At 60.7% G+C, this 18,074-nt stretch carries 17 protein-coding genes and 1 riboswitch; of the genes, 12 read left to right on the top strand and 5 right to left on the bottom strand.

Translation table 11 applies throughout. From position 1 onward, the window contains the following. Together VJV58_RS19325 and VJV58_RS19320 are read left to right on the top strand one after the other, a co-directional pair. A partial coding sequence (locus VJV58_RS19325) for a DsrE family protein (RefSeq protein ID WP_324138972.1) occupies positions 1 to 391 on the top strand: 391 nt, incomplete at its 5' end. Positions 392 to 490: 99 nt separating this feature from the next. Next, entirely contained in the window at positions 491 to 1,531 is a 1,041-nt protein-coding gene (locus tag VJV58_RS19320) for an MBL fold metallo-hydrolase (protein ID WP_324138971.1), read from the top strand. Here VJV58_RS19320 and VJV58_RS19315 read toward each other — a convergent pair. The 3 genes from VJV58_RS19315 to VJV58_RS19305 are packed head-to-tail and all read right to left on the bottom strand — an operon-like array spanning position 1,521 to position 4,180. After that, positions 1,521 to 2,366: an ABC transporter substrate-binding protein gene (locus VJV58_RS19315; RefSeq protein WP_324138970.1), complete on the bottom strand. Its 846-nt coding sequence runs from the start codon at positions 2,364 to 2,366 to the stop codon at positions 1,521 to 1,523. The genes VJV58_RS19320 and VJV58_RS19315 overlap by 11 nt on opposite strands. A 9-nt stretch (positions 2,367 to 2,375) precedes the next feature. Next, the gene (locus VJV58_RS19310) at positions 2,376 to 3,158 is read right to left on the bottom strand and encodes an ABC transporter ATP-binding protein (RefSeq protein WP_324138969.1); all 783 of its coding nucleotides are present in this window, start codon (positions 3,156 to 3,158) and stop codon (positions 2,376 to 2,378) included. Next, entirely contained in the window at positions 3,155 to 4,180 is a 1,026-nt protein-coding gene (locus tag VJV58_RS19305) for an iron ABC transporter permease (RefSeq protein ID WP_324138973.1), read from the bottom strand. Before VJV58_RS19305 ends, VJV58_RS19310 begins: the two co-directional genes overlap by 4 nt. 166 nt (positions 4,181 to 4,346) lie before the next feature. Continuing rightward, positions 4,347 to 4,546: riboswitch (cobalamin riboswitch) on the top strand. Positions 4,547 to 4,657: 111 nt separating this feature from the next. Here VJV58_RS19305 and VJV58_RS19300 point away from each other — a divergent pair. From VJV58_RS19300 to VJV58_RS19290, 3 genes are all read left to right on the top strand, one after another. Then, positions 4,658 to 6,931 (top strand): TonB-dependent receptor, encoded by a 2,274-nt coding sequence (locus VJV58_RS19300; protein WP_324138968.1) that lies wholly within the window; start codon positions 4,658 to 4,660, stop codon positions 6,929 to 6,931. Between the two features lie 203 nt (positions 6,932 to 7,134). Then, positions 7,135 to 7,380, top strand: a complete 246-nt coding sequence (locus tag VJV58_RS19295) for a transcriptional regulator (RefSeq protein WP_324138967.1) — start codon at positions 7,135 to 7,137, stop codon at positions 7,378 to 7,380. Beyond that, positions 7,381 to 7,656: a hypothetical protein gene (locus VJV58_RS19290; protein WP_324138966.1), complete on the top strand. Its 276-nt coding sequence runs from the start codon at positions 7,381 to 7,383 to the stop codon at positions 7,654 to 7,656. Positions 7,657 to 7,709: 53 nt separating this feature from the next. Here the strand turns inward: VJV58_RS19290 and VJV58_RS19285 are convergent, their stop codons facing one another. Then, positions 7,710 to 7,952 carry a hypothetical protein gene (locus VJV58_RS19285; RefSeq protein WP_324138965.1) on the bottom strand — a complete coding sequence of 81 codons (243 nt, stop codon included), beginning with the start codon at positions 7,950 to 7,952 and terminating at the stop codon, positions 7,710 to 7,712. A gap of 276 nt (positions 7,953 to 8,228) precedes the next feature. On the opposite strand from VJV58_RS19285, the gene VJV58_RS19280 reads away from it, so the two are divergent. From VJV58_RS19280 to VJV58_RS19270, 3 genes are all read left to right on the top strand, one after another. After that, positions 8,229 to 8,384 (top strand): hypothetical protein, encoded by a 156-nt coding sequence (locus VJV58_RS19280; RefSeq protein WP_324138964.1) that lies wholly within the window; start codon positions 8,229 to 8,231, stop codon positions 8,382 to 8,384. Positions 8,385 to 8,541: 157 nt separating this feature from the next. Further along, entirely contained in the window at positions 8,542 to 9,780 is a 1,239-nt protein-coding gene (locus VJV58_RS19275; protein ID WP_324138963.1) for an MFS transporter, read from the top strand. 77 nt (positions 9,781 to 9,857) lie between these two features. After that, positions 9,858 to 11,579: an N-acyl-D-amino-acid deacylase family protein gene (locus VJV58_RS19270; RefSeq protein ID WP_324138962.1), complete on the top strand. Its 1,722-nt coding sequence runs from the start codon at positions 9,858 to 9,860 to the stop codon at positions 11,577 to 11,579. 7 nt (positions 11,580 to 11,586) lie between these two features. Here VJV58_RS19270 and VJV58_RS19265 read toward each other — a convergent pair whose 3' ends face one another. Then, positions 11,587 to 12,858 carry an MFS transporter gene (locus VJV58_RS19265; protein ID WP_324138961.1) on the bottom strand — a complete coding sequence of 424 codons (1,272 nt, stop codon included), beginning with the start codon at positions 12,856 to 12,858 and terminating at the stop codon, positions 11,587 to 11,589. A 226-nt stretch (positions 12,859 to 13,084) separates the two neighbouring features. Here VJV58_RS19265 and VJV58_RS19260 point away from each other — a divergent pair, with 226 nt between their 5' ends. The 4 genes from VJV58_RS19260 to VJV58_RS19245 are packed head-to-tail and all read left to right on the top strand — an operon-like array spanning position 13,085 to position 18,068. Beyond that, a complete protein-coding gene (locus tag VJV58_RS19260; RefSeq protein ID WP_324138960.1) occupies positions 13,085 to 13,840 on the top strand; it encodes a class I SAM-dependent methyltransferase in 756 nt (251 codons plus the stop codon). Between the two features lie 37 nt (positions 13,841 to 13,877). After that, positions 13,878 to 14,531, top strand: coding sequence for an ABC transporter ATP-binding protein (locus VJV58_RS19255; RefSeq protein WP_324138959.1), 654 nt, complete (start codon positions 13,878 to 13,880; stop codon positions 14,529 to 14,531). Further along, a complete protein-coding gene (locus VJV58_RS19250; protein WP_324138958.1) occupies positions 14,528 to 16,990 on the top strand; it encodes an FtsX-like permease family protein in 2,463 nt (820 codons plus the stop codon). The genes VJV58_RS19255 and VJV58_RS19250 overlap by 4 nt, the downstream gene beginning before the upstream one ends. After that, positions 16,980 to 18,068, top strand: a complete 1,089-nt coding sequence (locus VJV58_RS19245) for a lipocalin-like domain-containing protein (protein ID WP_324138957.1) — start codon at positions 16,980 to 16,982, stop codon at positions 18,066 to 18,068. The genes VJV58_RS19250 and VJV58_RS19245 overlap by 11 nt, the downstream gene beginning before the upstream one ends. The last annotated feature ends 6 nt before the right edge of the window (positions 18,069 to 18,074 follow it).

Here is an 18,074-nt window from a genome sequence, read left to right as displayed (position 1 = left end):
TTTCGCCGCTGATGGTCAACCGCACCATATCGCCATCCAGATCGACCAGAACGATCCGCAGGTGATGAATTTGGTGCTGAACAACGCAACGCATGTCATCGAACATTATCGCGCAAAGAATCAGGACGTGGATGTCGATATCGCCGCTTATGGCCCCGGCCTGCACATGCTGCGGGCCGACACATCGCCGGTCCAGGACCGCATCAAGCGACTCAAGGACATGGTGTTTCCAGGCAAGATCCAGTTTTCGGCGTGCAATAACACCAAACAGGGCATGGAGAAGGCTGAAGGCCACGAGATCCCCATCGTGGCCAATGCCACCATCGTTCCCTCTGGCGTTGTCCATCTGATGGAATTACAGGAGCAGGGCTGGAGTTATGTTCGGCCATAGCTAGTCGGTACTTGAACAGCCCCGCTGGCGAGCCCGGATGCATTCGAGATCAATATTCAACACGCGGATTAAAATCGAAAATTCGGGGGCGGCACTCCCATGATCTTTCGCCAGCTGTTCGATAGTGTGTCAGGGACCTACAGCTACCTGCTTGCCAGTCGCGCCGGCGGCGAGGCACTGATCCTTGATCCCGTACTGGACAAAGTCGACCGGTACTGCCAGTTGCTGCGTGAACTTGATTTGAAGCTGGTAAAGGCAGTCGACACCCATCTTCATGCCGATCACGTCACCGGGCTTGGCGAACTGCGCGACCGCACCCATTGCGTCACGATCATGGGCGAGCAGAGCAAGGCGGATGTCGTGGCGATGCGGGTTGCCGAGGGGGACAGGGTGACGATCGAGGGCATCAGCCTCGACGTTATGTACACGCCTGGCCACACCGATGATTCCTATAGCTACCTGATGGGCGATCGCGTATTCACCGGCGATACCCTTCTGATCCGCGGCACTGGCCGTACCGATTTCCAGAACGGTAGCTCGCGCGCGCAATACGAGTCTATTTTCAACCGGCTGCTGAACCTGCCGGATGAAACGCTGGTGTTTCCTGCCCACGATTACAAGGGCGATACGGTTTCGACCATCGGCGAGGAGAAGCGCTTCAATCCAAGGCTGCAGGTGCGCTCGGTCGATGAATATGTGGAGTTGATGGCAAATCTGAAGCTGCCCAATCCAAAGATGATGGATGTGGCCGTGCCTGCCAACATGCATGTCGGCCTGCACCAGGATGACCTCGCCAAACAGGGCCTCTCGTTCACGGCCCGAGAGGCCATCGACAGTCTGGGCCGGCCCGATATTCTGCTGGTCGATCTTCGTGAGAGCAGCGAACGAAGCAAGCACGGCGTGCTACCGGGTGCCCTTCACGCGCCCTACCCTGCCATCGGCGAAGGCCTGCAGCCCGGCGGCATGCTGCGCGAAGTGGCGGCGGCGACCGGAAGACGGATCGTGTTCTTCTGTGCCTTTGGCGAACGCTCCGCGATGGCAGTCGTCGCCGCCAAGGAAGCGGGACTTGCCAACACTGCCCACATCGCCGGCGGCATGGATGCCTGGAAGAAAGCCGGCGGACCGGTGCTTACGGGTTAATTCGTTTGAGCTGCTGCACCAGGACGTCCAGCGCCTCCGCCAGCATCACGCTGCCGCATTCGGTCAGGGCTTCCGGAATCACGATACGTTTATCCGGCGGATAGAACCGTTCCAGCGCCGGATGCAGCAGGAATGCGTGACCTTCGTCGCGCGCGATGCCGTTGGCTTTCGAGACCACAAGAAGATCCGGCTTGAGGTTCACGATAGTTTCGAGCGAAGCGAATCCGCCGGAAGTGAAACCAAGTTCGCCGGCGGTGTTGACCAGGCCGGTTGCGGTCAAGAGCGAGCCCATGAAGCTGTTGCTGCCATCTACCCACCCACGACGCGATAGCTGCAGCACGCGATAGTGCTTGCCCCCTATGGCCTGCCGCGCGTGTGCGAGTGCCGCTTCAAGTCGCGCGATTTCCGCAGCCGCGCGATCCGGATGCCCGGCGATTTCCCCCATCTCGCGAATCTGCGCCTTCACCTCATCGACATTTCGAGGCACCGGAAATTCGACGACATGAACCCCGTTCGCCTTCAGGAGCTCGCGGGTCGAGCGCCTGTCGAACAGGCTGGCGACCACGACATCGGGCTTGAGCACCAGCAGGTCCTCGGCGCCGCCTGATAGTATCGGAAACCGCGAAGCATCCTTATCGATCCGGGCGGCCCGTGAAAAGCGGCTCAGCCCCACGATCTGCTCGGGATCGGCCAGTGGCACCAGCAGTTCGTCGGTGCAGACGTTCATCGACGCGATGCGCGGCGAGTTGGCTGTCCAGGCTGGCACAGAGCCGAGCGCGGAGATGAAAACGCTCAGAGCGATCGACAGCGACGAAAACCGCAAGCACCCGCTCATCTCGGTTCCTCACATCTCCGCCCACGGCATGATCACCATTTCGCACCGGTATTCGGCGCGATATGCACTGACACGAAACACCGCTCGCATGACCTGTTCTGAAAGTGCCTCTTCCGGAGCCCCTTGCGCCATCAGGCGGCCTTCGGACAGCACCAGAATAGCGTCCGAAAATCGCGCCGCTAGCCCGAGGTCGTGTGTCACCACAATGACCAGTGCGCCTTTATCGGCGGCCGCGCGGAGCGTTTGCATGACGTCGAGTTGGTGATGCGGATCGAGCGAGGAGGTCGGCTCATCCGCCAGGATCACGGGCGCTTCAACCGCCAGCACACGCGCCAATGCCACACGGCTTCGCTCACCGCCGGACAACTCCGTAACTCGCCGGTCCATGAACTGCACGACATCGGCCTTCTGCATCGCGCGAAGTACCGCGTCAGCGTCTTTGGCGCTCAGTCGCGCCGGATCGGTCGCGCCATGCGGATAACGGCCGAGCGCGACGATGTCCCGCGCCGGCAGCGGCCAATGGACGAGATGGCCTTGTGGAAGATAGGCAAAACGCCGGGCGCGTTCGCCGAGGCTCAGCGAGGACAAGGCTTCGCCGCGAACATAAATTTGGCCTTCTGACGCCACGAGCCCCGCCAGTGCGCGCAACAGCGTGGTCTTGCCGGCCCCGTTCGGTCCGACCAGGGCCACCAGATGTCCCGTTGAAAGCGCAAGCGAGATATCGCTCAGCACGAGCCGGCCGGCCAATGTCACGCTGAGACCTTGCGCGGTAATGATGCCATGTCCGGTCATGCCACGCCCCCGCCAAGCGCGCGGCGTTCGCGCATGATCAGATAGAGGAAAAACGGCACCCCGATGATCGAGGTCAGGACACCGACCTTGATGTCGCTGGTCGAGGGAATAACGCGCACGGCAATATCCGCCGCCAGCAGCAGCGCGCTACCCGCAAGCGCGCTCGGTACCAACAACCGCGTCGGATCGTGACCGATGAGCGGCCGGATGAGGTGCGGCGCTACCAGGCCGATGAATCCAATCGTGCCCGATACGGCAACTGCGCCACCGACGCCAAGCGCAACGCCTGAGATCACCATCAGCCTGAGCCGGCCGACATCGACGCCGAGACTTTGCGCGGTTTCCTCGCCCAAACTCAGTGCCCGAAAAGCGTTCCGTTGGCCAAGCAGCAGGACAGCGCCGGCGATGATGAATGGCAGCGCCAGTACGACATGGTGGAAGCTGCGATCCTCCAGGGACCCAAGCAGCCAGAACGCGATTTCGAGCACCACGAACGGATTGCTGGACAGGTTCATCACCAGCGCGGTTGCCGCTCCCGCCAAACTCGATAACGCTAGACCCGCGAGGATCAGGATCAGCAGCCCGGCATTGCGGCCCGCGATTGCAAGCAACGCGAATACCGAGCCGAAAGCCGCGATGATCGCCGCGACCGGAAGCGCCCAGGATCGCACATCGGCCAGACCGAGCGCGATCACCAGCACCGCGCCGAAGGCGGCCGATTGAGGCGCGCCGAACAAGGAGGGCGAGGCGAGAGGATTGCGCAGCAACCCCTGCAGCGCCGCGCCGGAGAGACCGAGCATTCCGCCGATCGCAAAGGCGAGAATCGCGCGGGGCAACCTGATTTCACGCACGATCACCTGCTGAACGTCACTGCCGCCGCCGAACAGCGCGTCGATCACATTGATTGGCGACAGCCGCACCGGCCCAACCCCGAGCGAGATCAGCAGCAACACAATCACCACGGCCACAAGCACCGCCATCACGCCGGCGCGCCGGCGCGCCGCGATCTCAGTCCCCGCCATGATATTCTGAATGCTCATCAATCGCCCTCAAATGGCGATGTCGTCGCCCTGCCAATGCTCATACAGTGATTGAGGTCGGGCACAAGCGGCCCGCGAACAAAACGGCGCCTGAAGGTGAGCGACAGCCGGGTGCCAACGGATCAGCATTGACTCTTCGCCCTGCACACTTCTAGATATTCGCGACGGTTCCCGATTTGGGGATCAAAAGGGAATGCGGTGCGGGGATGTTTCCCCAATGCCGCGGCTGCCCCCGCAACTGTAAGCGGTGAATCTTTCGTCCTATGCCACTGGGAAACTCGGTCCTGGGAAGGCGACGAAGGGTATCGACCCGCAAGCCAGGAGACCTGCCGTCAGCCGTGGTCACACGCGAAGATGTCGGTCGGGGAGTACAGACATTAGCTTCACCTGCGGTGCGAAAGCACAAGGTGAGACTTCGTTCGCTGTGACGTGCCACTGACGTCATACCGAGGTCGAACCATGCCTTCCTTGATCCAAGCCACCGCGCGGCGTCGCGCGTATCTACTCGTCTCGACTTTTCTTGCACCCGTGCTCTGCTTACATGTCTCAGGGGCCCGCGCACAGCAGGCCTCCACGGAGCAACTGCCGGCTATCGAAGTCAGCCCGCCCGAGGGTAATCGGACCCGCGCCCAACCGATAAGCAATGATGGGGTGGGAACGCGCCCGACCGCGCCGAAGGTTGCACATAGCGATCATCCGAACGCGGCGCCGACAATCAACCCAATCAACGCGCCGACAAACAACGCGCCGGCGGGAGGCGCAAGCACGACAACAGCACAGTTCGCCGGAATTGTCGGCGCGGCCACGACCGTTATCACTGCTGCCGATATCGCCAGCTCGCCGGCGCAAACCATCCAGGAAATTATCGCGCAAACGCCGGGTGTGCAGCTCACCACCTTGTTTGGGGGTGTCAACGGAGCGAGGACGACGGTCGATCTGAGAGGATTTGGCGCTTTCGCGACCGCTAACACGCTGGTGCTGATCAACGGCCGGCGCCTGAACGACGTCGATATGTCGCAAGTGGATCTCTCGACCATTCCGCGCGACTCGATCGAACGCATCGAGATTACCAGAGGCAATAGCGGCGCCGTACTGTATGGCGATAACGCTATCGGCGGCGTCATCAACATCGTGACCAAGACCGGCGCTGGTGGTCCCCCGATCGCGATGCGCTTCGAAGCCGGGGCAGGCTCCTTCAATCTGCTCAGCGGCTCGGTTTCGACGGCGCTAAATTCGGGACCCTGGTCGGCCTCGTTTTTTGGTAATGGCATTAAATCGGATGGATATCGGGTCAACAATGCGCTCGATCAGCGCAACGGCATCGGCAACATCAACTACGCCACGGCCGATCTCAGCGCATTCCTTACGCTTTCAGGTGACGAGCAAAGATTGGGACTTCCGGGCGGAAGGCTTGTCGATCCGTCGATTGGCGTGAATCAACTCGCTACCGATCGTCGAGGCACTGCCACGCCATTCGACTATGCCAATCAGCAAGGCGCCAGCCTCACCTCCGGCTTTACCAAATTTCTGGGAAATGGCGTCGAACTCATTGTCGATGGTGGCGTTCGAAGCAAGAGGCAGCAGAGTGGCTTCTTCGGCACAACGCCGTTTCCCAGTTTTGCGTCTACCTTTGTGGACGCGAATTTGCTGACCTGGTCGATCACTCCTCGAGTAAGCGTGAAAGATGTAATCTTCGGCATGCCGTCATCGCTGTTGTCGGGTATCGATTACTACGATGCGACGTTCCATCAGAATCGTAGCGCGTTCCAAGGCTTCGCGCCGTACCACATGTACGATCTCGCGCAGCAGACGGTCGCCGGTTATTGGCAGCACACGATTGGCTTATTGCCGACCACTGATTTCTCCTACGGAGCGCGCGTTCAAAATATCAATCTGACCGCACGCGACCGCTTCGATGCCGCCGCACCATTCGCGTTCGACACCCAGGCGCTTCCGCTCGACAGCAATGAGACGCAATACGCAATGCATGTCGGGATCGAGCATCGGTTCAACAGCGTATTCTCGCTATTCGGCCGGGCGGCACGCGCGTTTCGCACACCGGATGTTGACGAGCGCGTTGCGACCGGACCTTCATTCGATGCTTTTGGCAGTCCGATTCCTCAGACGTTCAGGTTGAAGACTCAAACCTCGCATGACGTTGAGGGTGGCCTCCGCATCAATTCCGGGCCATTTCAGATGCAATCGAGCATCTACAACATGGATCTTGAAAACGAGATCCATTTCATCCCCGCGCTGTTCTTCAACGTCAACCTCGATCCAACCCGGCGTTATGGCTCAGAGACCAGCGCGTCTTTCCGCGCCAGCGAAACCGTGCTGTTTCATGGCGGTTTTGCATATACGCGCGCGGTGTTTCGCGAGGGGCCGTTTGCGGGCAATGATGTTCCGCTGGTATCGCGCTATACCGTTAGCGCCGGCGTGACCTGGAACATCTGGCAGAAGTATCTGGTCGCCGACGCAACGCTGCGCGGCTGGAGCCAGCGCTTCATGGATAATGACCAAGGCAACACCCAACTTCCCATTCCGGCCAACGCCACCATCGATCTGAAGCTCAGCGGCGAATACCAGCGCTTTTTCTGGTCACTGAGCGTCAATAACGTGTTCAACGCCTTGTACTACGACTATGCCATCGCGAGTGCCTTCACGGATGGCCGGTTCAGTGCCTACCCGCTGCCGGGTCGAACCTACCTCGTCAAGGCGGGCGCAACCTTCTGAGCGAAAACGGCTACCGAACGCCGCGCCTTCGGCCTGAGCCGCTGGCGCGGCCGTGCTTCGTCGAGCCTGTGAATTTGCCTTAAAATGCTGGATTTTGAGCCGATTCTAAGCCGAAAGAAGCGGTTTTATCGCTTTTAGACGTGATAGGATGTCTTCGTTACTGTCGCCGCTCGTACCAGCGTGCCGTGAATTCGAGGCAAATAATGGGTGACGAAGAAGAAAAGAGCGCCGCCGAGTTGAAAGAGATACGGCTGAACCGCAAGCTCGCCCAGACCGCCGAAGGCATCAAGGCAATGGCGGATATCGCGGCAGCCGATCTCGCGATACGCAAACGGACGGCGCATCTGCGCGCATTGCGGTTGGCAAAAGAAGCGGCGGATCGCGACAAGCCTGCGGAATCCAGCGGCAAAGCTGCGAGCAAGAAGACTTCCAAGAGGAAATCGACTTGAATGACAAAAGAGTATCGCAACAGGGCTGACGCCCGCTTCAACAAGCCCGGCCAGCGCAAACCTGGCAAGTCGGCGCAAGATGCCGCGACAAAAGCGGTGCTCGACAATATGGCAAGGCTGAAAGCGTTGCGGCTCGCTCGCGAAGCCGCTGAACCGCCACGTCCTGCCGCTATGGTTCGGAAGAAGCCCGCCGCCAAGCCAAAGAAGTCCGACGAAAAAGCTCCCGACCTATCAGCATGGTTGGCTGGCCAGCAGAATGGTGGGCGACGGACTTAGATTGGTTGTGGCAGAGCCATCACGCAGTGGCGATGGCTTTGGCGGGATGCGAGTTAAGCATGCACCGGCCATTGCACCATCGAACGCGTCTTGGTCGCCGCGTCGTAAACTTGTACCTGAAGCATCGGGAATTTGTGCTTCAACGCCATGCCTGCTTCTTCGGCCGCCTCAACGGTGTCGTGGTGCGACTTGAAATGACCGTCCACAACCAACGAGTATCCGGTCGTCGGCGCCTTGTCGGCGCGAATGACTTTTCTCGGCTGCTGTTCTTCGGCTTCGATCTTTGGCTTCTTCATATTGGCTCCCAAATCATGCTCCAATCAAATCGGAACGCGATTTCATCGGCTGTTTGAGCATGATCAATTTCTGGTCATGCTCCGGTTGGGTCTCGTTTACATCCAACGAGACAAAAGGCAGGAAAAGATTCTCGAGCTGCGGTCAGTATGATCTAGCTGCGGTAAACTGAACTCGACGGGATAATTGGGTTAACCACCGCGAAGCTGACCGCGCCGCATTTTGCCAATGGCGACTTGCCGCTGACGCGTCGATTCGTCCGATCATGGGGGATAGATATGGGTAGTACCGGCAAAAGGAAAGAGCCTGCAGCTAAAGATGAGAAGAAAACAAACAATGCGCCGGCGCCAGTTCTCAACGATGACGATTATGAGGACGGCGATTTTGCGACGCCCAAACGCGATCGCCACGGCGAGGACGACGAGCCCATATAGGGTGGCGGAATAGCGCAATGCTCCAGGTCAAAGTCTCGTTCCGCTCTGTGCGCGAGGGCTGGCATGCAGCAGCATTCATGGACAAATAACGCCTAGCCGCTAATTTTCAACAGGGCTCGTCGGGCCGAAGATTGGGTAAACGGGATTCGATTCTGGGATGGCTTACGTTCTGGTGACGCCACAGCGAACGAAATCGGACGGCGCGCTGCGCACGCTTGTGCTCATTTCGACAGCCCATTGGGTCAGCCATTTTCATCTGCTGGTGCTGCCGATGCTGTTCCCTTTCCTCAAGGCGCAACTCGGCGTCGGCTACATCGAACTCGGCTTCGCGCTGACAGTCTTCGCCGTCGTCTCCGGGCTGACGCAAGCGCCTATGGGCTATCTGGCGGATCATATCGGCGCCCGCAAAATCCTGTTGACCGGGCTCACGATCGGCGGCTTTGCGCTGGTCATGCTCGGCATAAACCTGAGCTACCCGTGGCTGATCGCGAGCGCGGTGCTGCTGGGGCTTGCCAACAGCGTCTATCATCCAGCGGATTACGCAATCCTTGCGGCCCACATGGATGAAGCGCGGATGGGCCGCGCTTTTTCGATCCATACCTTTGCCGGCTTTCTTGGAGGCGCGGTAGCGCCCGCGATCGTGGCCGCGCTGGTGACGATCAGCGGCGGCCATGGCGCGTTGATCGTATCCGGCGCAGTCGGACCGCTCGTGGCGCTGTTGCTGATCGTAGTCGGCGTTCCCGACGCCAGCGCCGCCGATCGCAAGGTCGACGGCGTGCACCCGCCCAAACAAAACATCATCACGCCTGCTCTGATCGTGCTGACCGTTTTCTTCATGCTGCTCAGCCTGTCGAACGCCGGCATCAGCAATTTCGGCGTCGTGGCGCTGATGAACGGCTATGGTGCCTCCTTCTCATCGGCCAATATTGCGTTGACTGCGTATCTCGGGTTTAGCGCCGTGGGAGTGCTGGCAGGCGGCTTCCTCGCCGATCACACCCAGCGTCACGGCCAGGTCGCCGCAGCGTGCTTTGCTGCCAACGCCGCGATCGTGTTTGCGATCGCAGCCGTCAATCTGCCTTCACTGGTGTTGACGACGGCGATGGGCATGGCTGGATTCCTCGGCGGCGTAATCGCGCCTTCACGCGATATGCTCGTCCGCAACGCAGCGCCCGCCGGAGCCGCGGGCCGCGCGTTCGGCATCGTCTCCACAGGCTTCAATCTGGGCGGCATTGTCAGTCCGCTGCTGTTCGGATGGATCATGGACCAGAACGCGCCGCAATGGGTGTTTGGCGCTTCCGTCGTGTTCATGATTCTGACGGTTCTGCTGGCACTGGTCACCGAGCGGGCGCCGCAAAGGACTTCCGAAGCGTCGGATCAAAGAATATTGCAGCCCTGAGCATCGTCCCCGGCGGTTGACAGCATCGCGAGACAACTCATGATGCGGCGACAAAAACAAATCCGGGACGAAGCGTCATGACCTCCAATCCAGACCTCGTGATCCGCGGTGGTAACGTCGCGGACGGGCGTGGCGGCGAGTTGTTCGAGGCGGATGTGGCCATCAACGCCGGCTGCATTGTCGAAGTCGGGCGCGTCGCCGGCAAGGGCAAGGAAGAGATTGATGCCCGCGGCAAACTGGTGACGCCGGGCTTTGTCGACGTTCACACCCACTACGATGGTCAAGTCACCTGGAGCGAGGAAATCACGCCCTCGTCGCAGAACGGCGTCACCACGGCGATTATGGGTAATTGCGGCGTCGGCTTCGCGCCCTGCCGGCCTGAAGATCACTCACGGCTGATCCAACTGATGGAAGGCGTCGAGGACATCCCCGAGCCGGTATTGAGCGCGGGAATCCCATGGGCGTGGGAAAGCTTCCCGAACTATTTGGATTGGTTGTCGCAGCGTCGGTTCGATGTGGACATCGGCGCGCAACTGCCGCATGCGGCGTTGAGAGTGTATGTGATGGGCGAACGCGGCGCGCGGCGCGATCCATCGACCGCCGCAGACAATTACGCCATGGCTGCGCTGGCCGGCGAAGCGGTCCGCGCCGGCGCGTTGGGTTTTTCGACCTCCCGTACGCTCAACCACCGCACCTCGACCGGCGATTTTACGCCCACTCTGAAAGCCGGCGAGGATGAACTCACCGCGATTGCCGGCGCGATGCATGGCGTCGGGCGTAGCGTGCTGCAATTCGTTCTCGACCTATCAACGCTTCATGAAGATCTGCCAATGATGCTGCGGGTCGCCGAGAACACCAACTGTCCGATTTCGTTCTCGATCACGCAGAACGACAATGCGCCGCGGCGCTGGCGCCAAACGCTCGACAGTATCGGCGAGGCGTCCGCGCGGGGCTTATCGATCACCGCGCAAATTGCGGCGCGCCCGGTCGGGCTGTTGCTTGGACTGGAGCTATCACGCAATCCGTTCCAGACACATCCGAGCTATAAGGCGATTGCGAGTTTGCCGCTTGCCGACCGAGTTGCGCGGCTGCGCCAGCCCGAAGTGCGCACGGCGATCTTGAGCGAGACGGCAACCGCCACCGATGATCCCCTGTTCTTCCGGCCTAATTACGACAAGATGTATTTGCTCGGCAATCCGCCCGACTACGAACAGCCGCCGGAGAATACGTTAGGTGCGCAAGCCCGACGGCAGGGACGACAGCCCCAGGAGCTGGCTTATGATGCCATGCTCTCGGATGAAGGCCGCGGCATGCTGTACGTGCCGTTCCTCAATTACGCCGACGGCAATCTCGACGCCGTGCACGAGATGCTGCGCGATCCGAATGCAGTGCCGGGATTGAGCGACGGCGGCGCTCATTGCGGCATCATCTGCGATGCAAGTTTCCCGACCTATCTCCTGACGCACTGGACGCGCGACCGCACACGCGGCGAGAAACTGTCGATCCCCTTCGTGGTGGCGGCGCAGTCGCGCAAGACCGCCCTTTCAGTCGGTTTGTCGGATCGGGGCCTTATTGCGCCGGGCTTTAAGGCCGATGTGAACGTGATCGACTATGACCGCCTGCATCTGCACCCGCCGAAAGTGCATTACGACCTGCCGGTCGGCGGTCGGCGCCTGCTCCAGCAGGTCGATGGCTATGACGCCACCATCGTCTCCGGTGTGGTGACGCAATGGCATGGCCACGCCACCGGCGCGCGTCCCGGTCGCCTGGTGCGCGGCGCGCGGGCCAGCCTGAACTAGACGACCCTCAGGCGAATTTCGCCAGCGGTGCCTGGACGATCAGGCGGTCGCGCTCGGTATTCGGCCACAGCAGCAACAAGCCGAGTAAGCCGGACGAGATCATAATGACGGCGTTGATGGTGAACCCGGTCATATAGCCCTCGAGCGGCGCGGCGGCATGCTGGATCACGCTGCCCATCACCGATGGCGCGATGATGCCAGCGAGTGTGTAGATCGCACCGTAAATCGCGATGACGGCGCCGCGTTGCGAGACCGGCGTAAATTCGCCCAGCATCGGCGGGCAGACCACATAGATTGAACCGCAAAGCCCCGAGCCGATCACGAGCAGCGCGATCTGCAACCCTGCGCCTTCGGCATAGGGCAAAGTGCCCAGGATCAATCCGCCCACGATCAACGGCGCCGAGCCGAGCACGCCGCGCGCGCCGCGAGTCGAAACGCCACGGGCCATCATCACCTGCGAGATCCAGCCGGTAAGCAGTACAACGGTCGCACCGAACACCCAGGGCAGGATCGAAATCCAGCCCGCGTCTTTTTGGGAAAACCCAAGCCCCTTGACGATGAACGGCGTGAACCATGTCAACCCAAGCGACAGCGCCCAATAAGCGCCGAACGTGGCGGCGCAGCACCCGATGAAGGTGCGCGAGGTCAGCAGTCGCGAATACGGGACGCGAGGATCGGCGGCCGCCATCGCAACGGTCTGGACCAGCGGGCCTTCCTTTCCCCACACCAGCCATGCCGCCACCCACATCAATCCGACGACGCCGAGTGCGCCGAAGGCGTAGTGCCAGGAATGGTTGACGATCAGCCAGTTCAGCGCCGGGACGGCGAGGATCACGCCGAAGGCAGACCCCTGCGACAAAATTGCAGTCGGCAACGTCCGCTTCTCGTCCGGGAACCACTTGTAGACCGAATGGGCAGCGACCGAGAACGCTGGCCCCTCCCCGGCTCCAAGGATAACACGGCAGATCAGGAGCGTCGTGAAACTGACCGAGCCGACCATCGGAAATTGCGCCAGCGCCCATATCGCCGCCAACGCCAGAAGTACCCAGCGGGTGGCAATTCGATTGACAATGAAGCCGACCACAATGGCCGAGATCGAGAACAGAAAGAAAAATGAGGAGCCGAGCAGGCCGAACTGTTCCGGTTGAAGTTGGAGCTCGCTCATGATCGGCACCCCGGCAAGGCCGACCACTATTTTGTCCGCGAAATTGACCAGCATGAACAGAAACAGCAGAAACGTGATCTTCCAGGCACCTTTGGGCGTTGGTTGCGTGGTCATGATCTTCCCCTGCCTAACCAGCCACAGCCTTCGGACCGGGCCGACTCAATGCTACCCGCGCCGCCTCCATTGACGCAACGGCGATTTGGCCGCAGCCCTTCCGGGATGGACGAGGTTGGAGCCATCCCCAAGCATCCTGCAGCACATCACGATTGCGTCGCGACACGATTGAGGCGGTGATCTCTCAACCGCCGCTTGCTATGTTGCGCGTCAGGAGGGTCATTTCATGAGATCATTCTATCGGCCGGGCATGCTGGGGGTTCTTGTTTCGCTTGCGATCTTTGCGGGAAACGCCGTATCGGCCGAAGGCGCCAAGCCATCTGATTTTGAAGCCTTGGTAGCGTCACCGGACCGCAGCGATGCCGACCGGCAAACCGATCAACGCCGGCAACCCGCAAGGATGCTCGCCTTTACGGGAGTCGGAAAGGGCATGAAGGTGCTCGATATGGGGGCGGGCGCCGGCTACAGCACGGAACTGCTGGCGCGAGCTGTTGGTACCAGCGGCGTCGTCTACGCGCAGGAATCGGCAGCGGTGATGGAACGCGTGAAAGACAAATTCGATATCCGCGCTCAGAACCCGGCCATGAAGAACGTCGTGCATGTAATCAGGAATTACGACGATCCGCTGCCTCCGGAAGCAAAGGGGCTCGATTTGATCACCTTCTTCTTTGCCTATCACGATGTGACCTACATGCCGGTGGACAGGACCGAAATGAACAAAAAGATGTTCGCCGCGCTCAAGCCTGGCGGCTTTCTCGTGATTGCCGACCATTCGGCGCGACCGGGAGAAGGCACGTCGGTTTCCAAGACGTTCCATCGAATCGAGGAAAGCACACTTCGCCAGGAGATCGAGGCGGCCGGATTCAAGCTTGCGGCGGAAGCCGACTTCCTGCGCCACCCTGAAGATCCGCGCGATGCAGCAGTGTTCCGTCCAAAGGTACCAGTCGACGAATTCGTATTGAAATATCAAAAGCCGCAGTGAGATTCCCGCGCTTGGCTTGATAATCGGTCAGTCAGTCGTGCTGAGCATCCGCGACCTGAAAAAGACCTACCGTTCGGCCGGCGAAGACGTTCCGGTGCTGCGTGGCGTAAACCTTGAGATCGCGTCGGGTGAGCGGGTCGCGCTATCCGGCGAGTCCGGCAGCGGAAAGAGCACGCTGCTGCATCTGATCGCCGGACTGGATCGTCCCGACGCGGGCGAGATCAGGATCGCCGATAGCGCCATATCCAATCTCACCGACCCTGAAAGGGCGGCGTTGCGCCGGGACCGGGTTGGTCTGGTGTTTCAACAATTCAACCTGATCCCAAGCCTGAACGTACTGGACAACCTCGTGTTCCAATCGCGCATCGCCGGCCGACACGATGCCGCGTGGCACGGCGAACTGGTCGAGCGGCTCGGGTTAGGCGGCTTGCTCAAGCGCTACCCCGACCAATTGTCCGGCGGCCAACAGCAGCGGGTTGCGATCGGCCGCGCGCTGGCCGTAAAGCCGCTGCTTCTGCTTGCCGATGAGCCGACCGGCAATCTCGACGAGACCACCTCGGATGAGGTTCTCGCGCTCACGCGGGATCTGGTGAAGCGTACCGGCTGCGGCTTTCTGATGGTGACGCATTCGGCGCGACTGGCCGGGATGCTCGATCGGCAAATAAATCTGCACGCCGGTCTGATCACATGAGGCGCCTCGTCTGGATCTTGGCGGTGCTGTTGAGCCATTGGCGGCGGCATCCGATGCAACTCGCGACGCTGCTTGTCGGTCTGGTTTCGGCGACAGCATTGTGGAGCGGCGTACAGGCGCTCAATCAACAGGCGCGCGATAGTTATGAGCGCGCGGCAGCGACGTTCGGCGGCGCGCGTACCGCGACGCTGGTTAGCCGCGACAGCCCGACATTCCCGCAAAAGCTCTTTGTCGAGCTTCGACGCGCCGGCTGGCCGGTTTCTCCGGTGCTTGAGGGCCGGATCCAGATCGAGGGACGCTCATTCCGATTGTTGGGCATCGAGCCCGTGACATTGCCCGCGGAGGTGGGAAATGCGCCGGCGATCGGCAGAAAAAACTTGCAGTCGTTCCTGATGCGACCGGGAGAGACGCTGGTGTCGCCGGAGGTGCTTTCAGATCTCGACGTTGCCGAAGGCGCGATCCCGATTTCAAGTGACGGGAAAGCCCTGCCGCCGCTGCACCTGCAGCCGCAATTGGTGCCCGGTGTGCTGGTGGTCGATATTGGGATTGCCCAGCAGCTTCTCGGCATGCCAGATCGGGTCTCAAGGCTTTTGATCGGCAAAGCCGAAGGCAAGCGCGCGCCGCTGGAACAAATTGTCGGCGATCAACTCCGCCTGGTGCAGCCGGATGCGGAGAGCGATCTCGAGCGCCTGACCGACAGCTTTCACCTGAACCTGACTGCGTTTGGCCTGCTGTCATTTGTGGTGGGGCTGTTCATCGTCAATTCCGCTGTCGGCCTTGCGTTCGAGCAGCGCCTGCCGATGCTCCGAACGTTGCGGGCGTGCGGCGTGTCCGCTCGCATGCTAAATGCGGTGCTGGTGCTCGAACTGGTCTCACTGGCGTTAGCCGCAGGGCTGATCGGCCTAGTGTGTGGCTATCTGATCGCCGCGTCGCTGTTGCCTGACGTTGCGGCGTCGCTGCGCGGGCTTTACGGCGCCCAGATCCCCGGCCAGCTCACGCTCAAGATCGAATGGTGGATTGCCGGCATTCTCATCAGTGTCGCCGGCGCGCTGATCGCTGCGACCACAAGTCTCCTGAAGGCGATCCGACTGCCGGTGCTGGCGGCGGCCCAGCCCTATGCATGGCAACAGGCGCAACACCGCTGGCTGATTCTGCAAACCGGGCTGGCGCTCGTGGTGTTCGCGATCGCCGCCTTGCTGTTGTGGTATGGCGAGTCGCTTGTCTCGGGATTCGGCGTGCTCGCGGCCTTGCTGCTGGGCGCGGCGCTAGTCCTGCCCGCCATCCTGGAGCATGTGCTTTCATTCGGTGAGCGGCGAGCCGGTGGCCCCCTTGCGGTCTGGTTCTGGGCTGATAGTCGACAGCAGCTCTCGGGATTATCGCTGGCGCTGATGGCCTTGCTGCTTGCGCTCGCGGTGAATGTGGGCGTCGGCACCATGGTGGAAACGTTCAGCCGAACATTTGCAGATTGGCTGGATGGACGCTTGGCGGCCGACGTCTACATCAATGCTTCTGATAACGCGCAGGCTGCAACCATCAAGGATTGGCTGCGTCAGCGGGGTGAAGTCGAGGCGATCCTTCCAGGCGGGCGAGCCGAGGTGCAAATGCAGGGAGCTCCGGTCGAAGTCCTGGGCATCGCGGACCATGCCACCTATCGGGATCACTGGCCGCTGCTGCAATCGGCCGCAAACGCCTGGGCCCGGCTTCGCCCGGGGGATGCGGGTTTCATCAGCGAACAATTGGCGCGGCGGCTGAAACTCGCAATCGGCGATGCGATTGAGGTCCCGACCGCAAACGGAAACTGGAAACTGGACGTTGTCGGGATTTATGCGGACTACGGCAATCCGAAGGGACAGATCGCGGTCAACATTGCCGCGCTGACCCGTCGTTTTCCTGCCATTCCGATGACCCGAATGGCGCTCCGGGTCGAACCTGAAAAAATTCCGGCGCTGATGACGTCACTGCAGCAGAAATTCGGCCTCGATGGCCGCAATCTAATGGATCAGCGGGCGCTGAAAATCGAATCGAAGCGGATTTTCAACCGCACCTTTGCGATTACGGCTGCTCTGAACGCGTTTACACTCGGCGTAGCCGGCGTCGCGCTTCTGACCAGTCTGCTGACGCTAAGTAACTCACGATTGCCACAGCTTGCGCCATTATGGGCGATTGGCCTAACGCGTCGCAAGCTCGCTGCGATCGAACTTCTCAAGACCATGTCGGTTGCACTGATCACCACCCTGCTCGCGTTGCCGCTCGGTTTGCTGGTGGCGTGGTGTCTGATCGCGGTGGTGAATGTGAAAGCGTTCGGCTGGCGGCTGCCGTTTCATGTGTTTCCATGGCAGTTGCTCGAATTGCTGGCGATTGCGATGGCGGCTGCGCTTTTGGCAGCGCTGCTTCCCGTGCTCAAGCTCGCGCGCATGCAACCAACACAGCTGGTGAAGATTTTCGCTGATGAGCGGTGACAAGCTGATATCCCGCCGTGCCGTTGTCGGCAGCGCCATGGCTCTGATGGTCATCCGCAATGCTGCGCACGCGCAGGGCTTCGCCGGGCTTGCCGAGGACGCGGAAGGATTTTCATCAGTCGTTCCCGGAAGGAAGTTTACTTTTCCGGCAGATCATGGACCGCACCCGAATTTTCGCATCGAGTGGTGGTATGTGACCGCTAATCTTCTCGACACCTCTGGTGCGGCACTGGGCATACAATGGACTTTGTTTCGACACGCGTTGCAGCCGGACCCGCAAGCCGAAGGTTGGGCCAATCAGCAGATATGGATGGGTCACGCCGCGGTGACGCGCGCCGAGACGCACCGATACAGCGAGAAATTTTCGCGCGGCGGCATCGGTCAGGCCGGCGCGGAGCCCGCGCCCTTTCAGGCATGGATCGATTCCTGGCGAATGCGCGGGCTCGATGGGATGCGCGCCGAGCAGATCGCGCCGATCGAGTTGAACGCGGCGGGCGCGGATTTCGATTACGCGCTGCGCCTTGATGCCGATCGTGCGCTGGTGCTGCAGGGTGATGCCGGCTACAGCCGCAAGTCGCTGCGCGAACAGGCCTCCTATTACTATAGCCAGCCCTTTTTCAAAGCCTCGGGGCGCGTCAGCATCGATAACAAGTCGGTTGAAGTTCGCGGGCAGGCCTGGATGGATCGCGAATGGAGCAGCCAGCCACTGGCCCCTGATCAAAGCGGATGGGATTGGCTGTCGCTGCATATGATTTCGGGCGAAAAGCTGATGCTCTATCGGCTGCGCCAGAACGACGGACTAAATTATGCTTCAGGCAATTGGATCCTAGCCGACGGCACCAGCCGGCAGATCGCATCCGCCGATGTCACGATGATGCCGAAGAGTTTTGCTGAGATCGCGAACCGCAAACTCCCAATGGTTTGGCACATCGCGATTCCAGCGCTCGGACTGAACATCGAATGCGCCCCGCTGAATGCAAAGAGTTGGGTGGGGACGAGCGTTGCATATTGGGAGGGGCCTATCAGCTTTGCCGGTAGCCACAAAGGGGTAGGATATCTGGAGATGACCGGTTACTGAGGACGT

Source organism: Bradyrhizobium sp. (genome assembly GCF_035273305.1).
GTDB lineage: Bacteria > Pseudomonadota > Alphaproteobacteria > Rhizobiales > Xanthobacteraceae > Bradyrhizobium.
Note: the sequence above shows the minus strand (reverse complement) of the source record. Positions and strands in the feature narration are given on the sequence as shown.

Coding starts and splice junctions, on each gene's coding strand:
- VJV58_RS19280 (WP_324138964.1), top strand. CDS start 8,229: ATGGGTAGTACCGGCAAAAGGAAAGAGCCTGCAGCTAAAGATGAGAAG.
- VJV58_RS19320 (WP_324138971.1), top strand. CDS start 491: ATGATCTTTCGCCAGCTGTTCGATAGTGTGTCAGGGACCTACAGCTAC.
- VJV58_RS19275 (WP_324138963.1), top strand. CDS start 8,542: ATGGCTTACGTTCTGGTGACGCCACAGCGAACGAAATCGGACGGCGCG.
- VJV58_RS19245 (WP_324138957.1), top strand. CDS start 16,980: ATGAGCGGTGACAAGCTGATATCCCGCCGTGCCGTTGTCGGCAGCGCC.
- VJV58_RS19265 (WP_324138961.1), bottom strand. CDS start 12,858: ATGACCACGCAACCAACGCCCAAAGGTGCCTGGAAGATCACGTTTCTG.
- VJV58_RS19250 (WP_324138958.1), top strand. CDS start 14,528: ATGAGGCGCCTCGTCTGGATCTTGGCGGTGCTGTTGAGCCATTGGCGG.
- VJV58_RS19285 (WP_324138965.1), bottom strand. CDS start 7,952: ATGAAGAAGCCAAAGATCGAAGCCGAAGAACAGCAGCCGAGAAAAGTC.
- VJV58_RS19295 (WP_324138967.1), top strand. CDS start 7,135: ATGGGTGACGAAGAAGAAAAGAGCGCCGCCGAGTTGAAAGAGATACGG.
- VJV58_RS19315 (WP_324138970.1), bottom strand. CDS start 2,366: ATGAGCGGGTGCTTGCGGTTTTCGTCGCTGTCGATCGCTCTGAGCGTT.
- VJV58_RS19290 (WP_324138966.1), top strand. CDS start 7,381: ATGACAAAAGAGTATCGCAACAGGGCTGACGCCCGCTTCAACAAGCCC.
- VJV58_RS19260 (WP_324138960.1), top strand. CDS start 13,085: ATGAGATCATTCTATCGGCCGGGCATGCTGGGGGTTCTTGTTTCGCTT.
- VJV58_RS19270 (WP_324138962.1), top strand. CDS start 9,858: ATGACCTCCAATCCAGACCTCGTGATCCGCGGTGGTAACGTCGCGGAC.
- VJV58_RS19305 (WP_324138973.1), bottom strand. CDS start 4,180: ATGGCGGGGACTGAGATCGCGGCGCGCCGGCGCGCCGGCGTGATGGCG.
- VJV58_RS19310 (WP_324138969.1), bottom strand. CDS start 3,158: ATGACCGGACATGGCATCATTACCGCGCAAGGTCTCAGCGTGACATTG.
- VJV58_RS19300 (WP_324138968.1), top strand. CDS start 4,658: ATGCCTTCCTTGATCCAAGCCACCGCGCGGCGTCGCGCGTATCTACTC.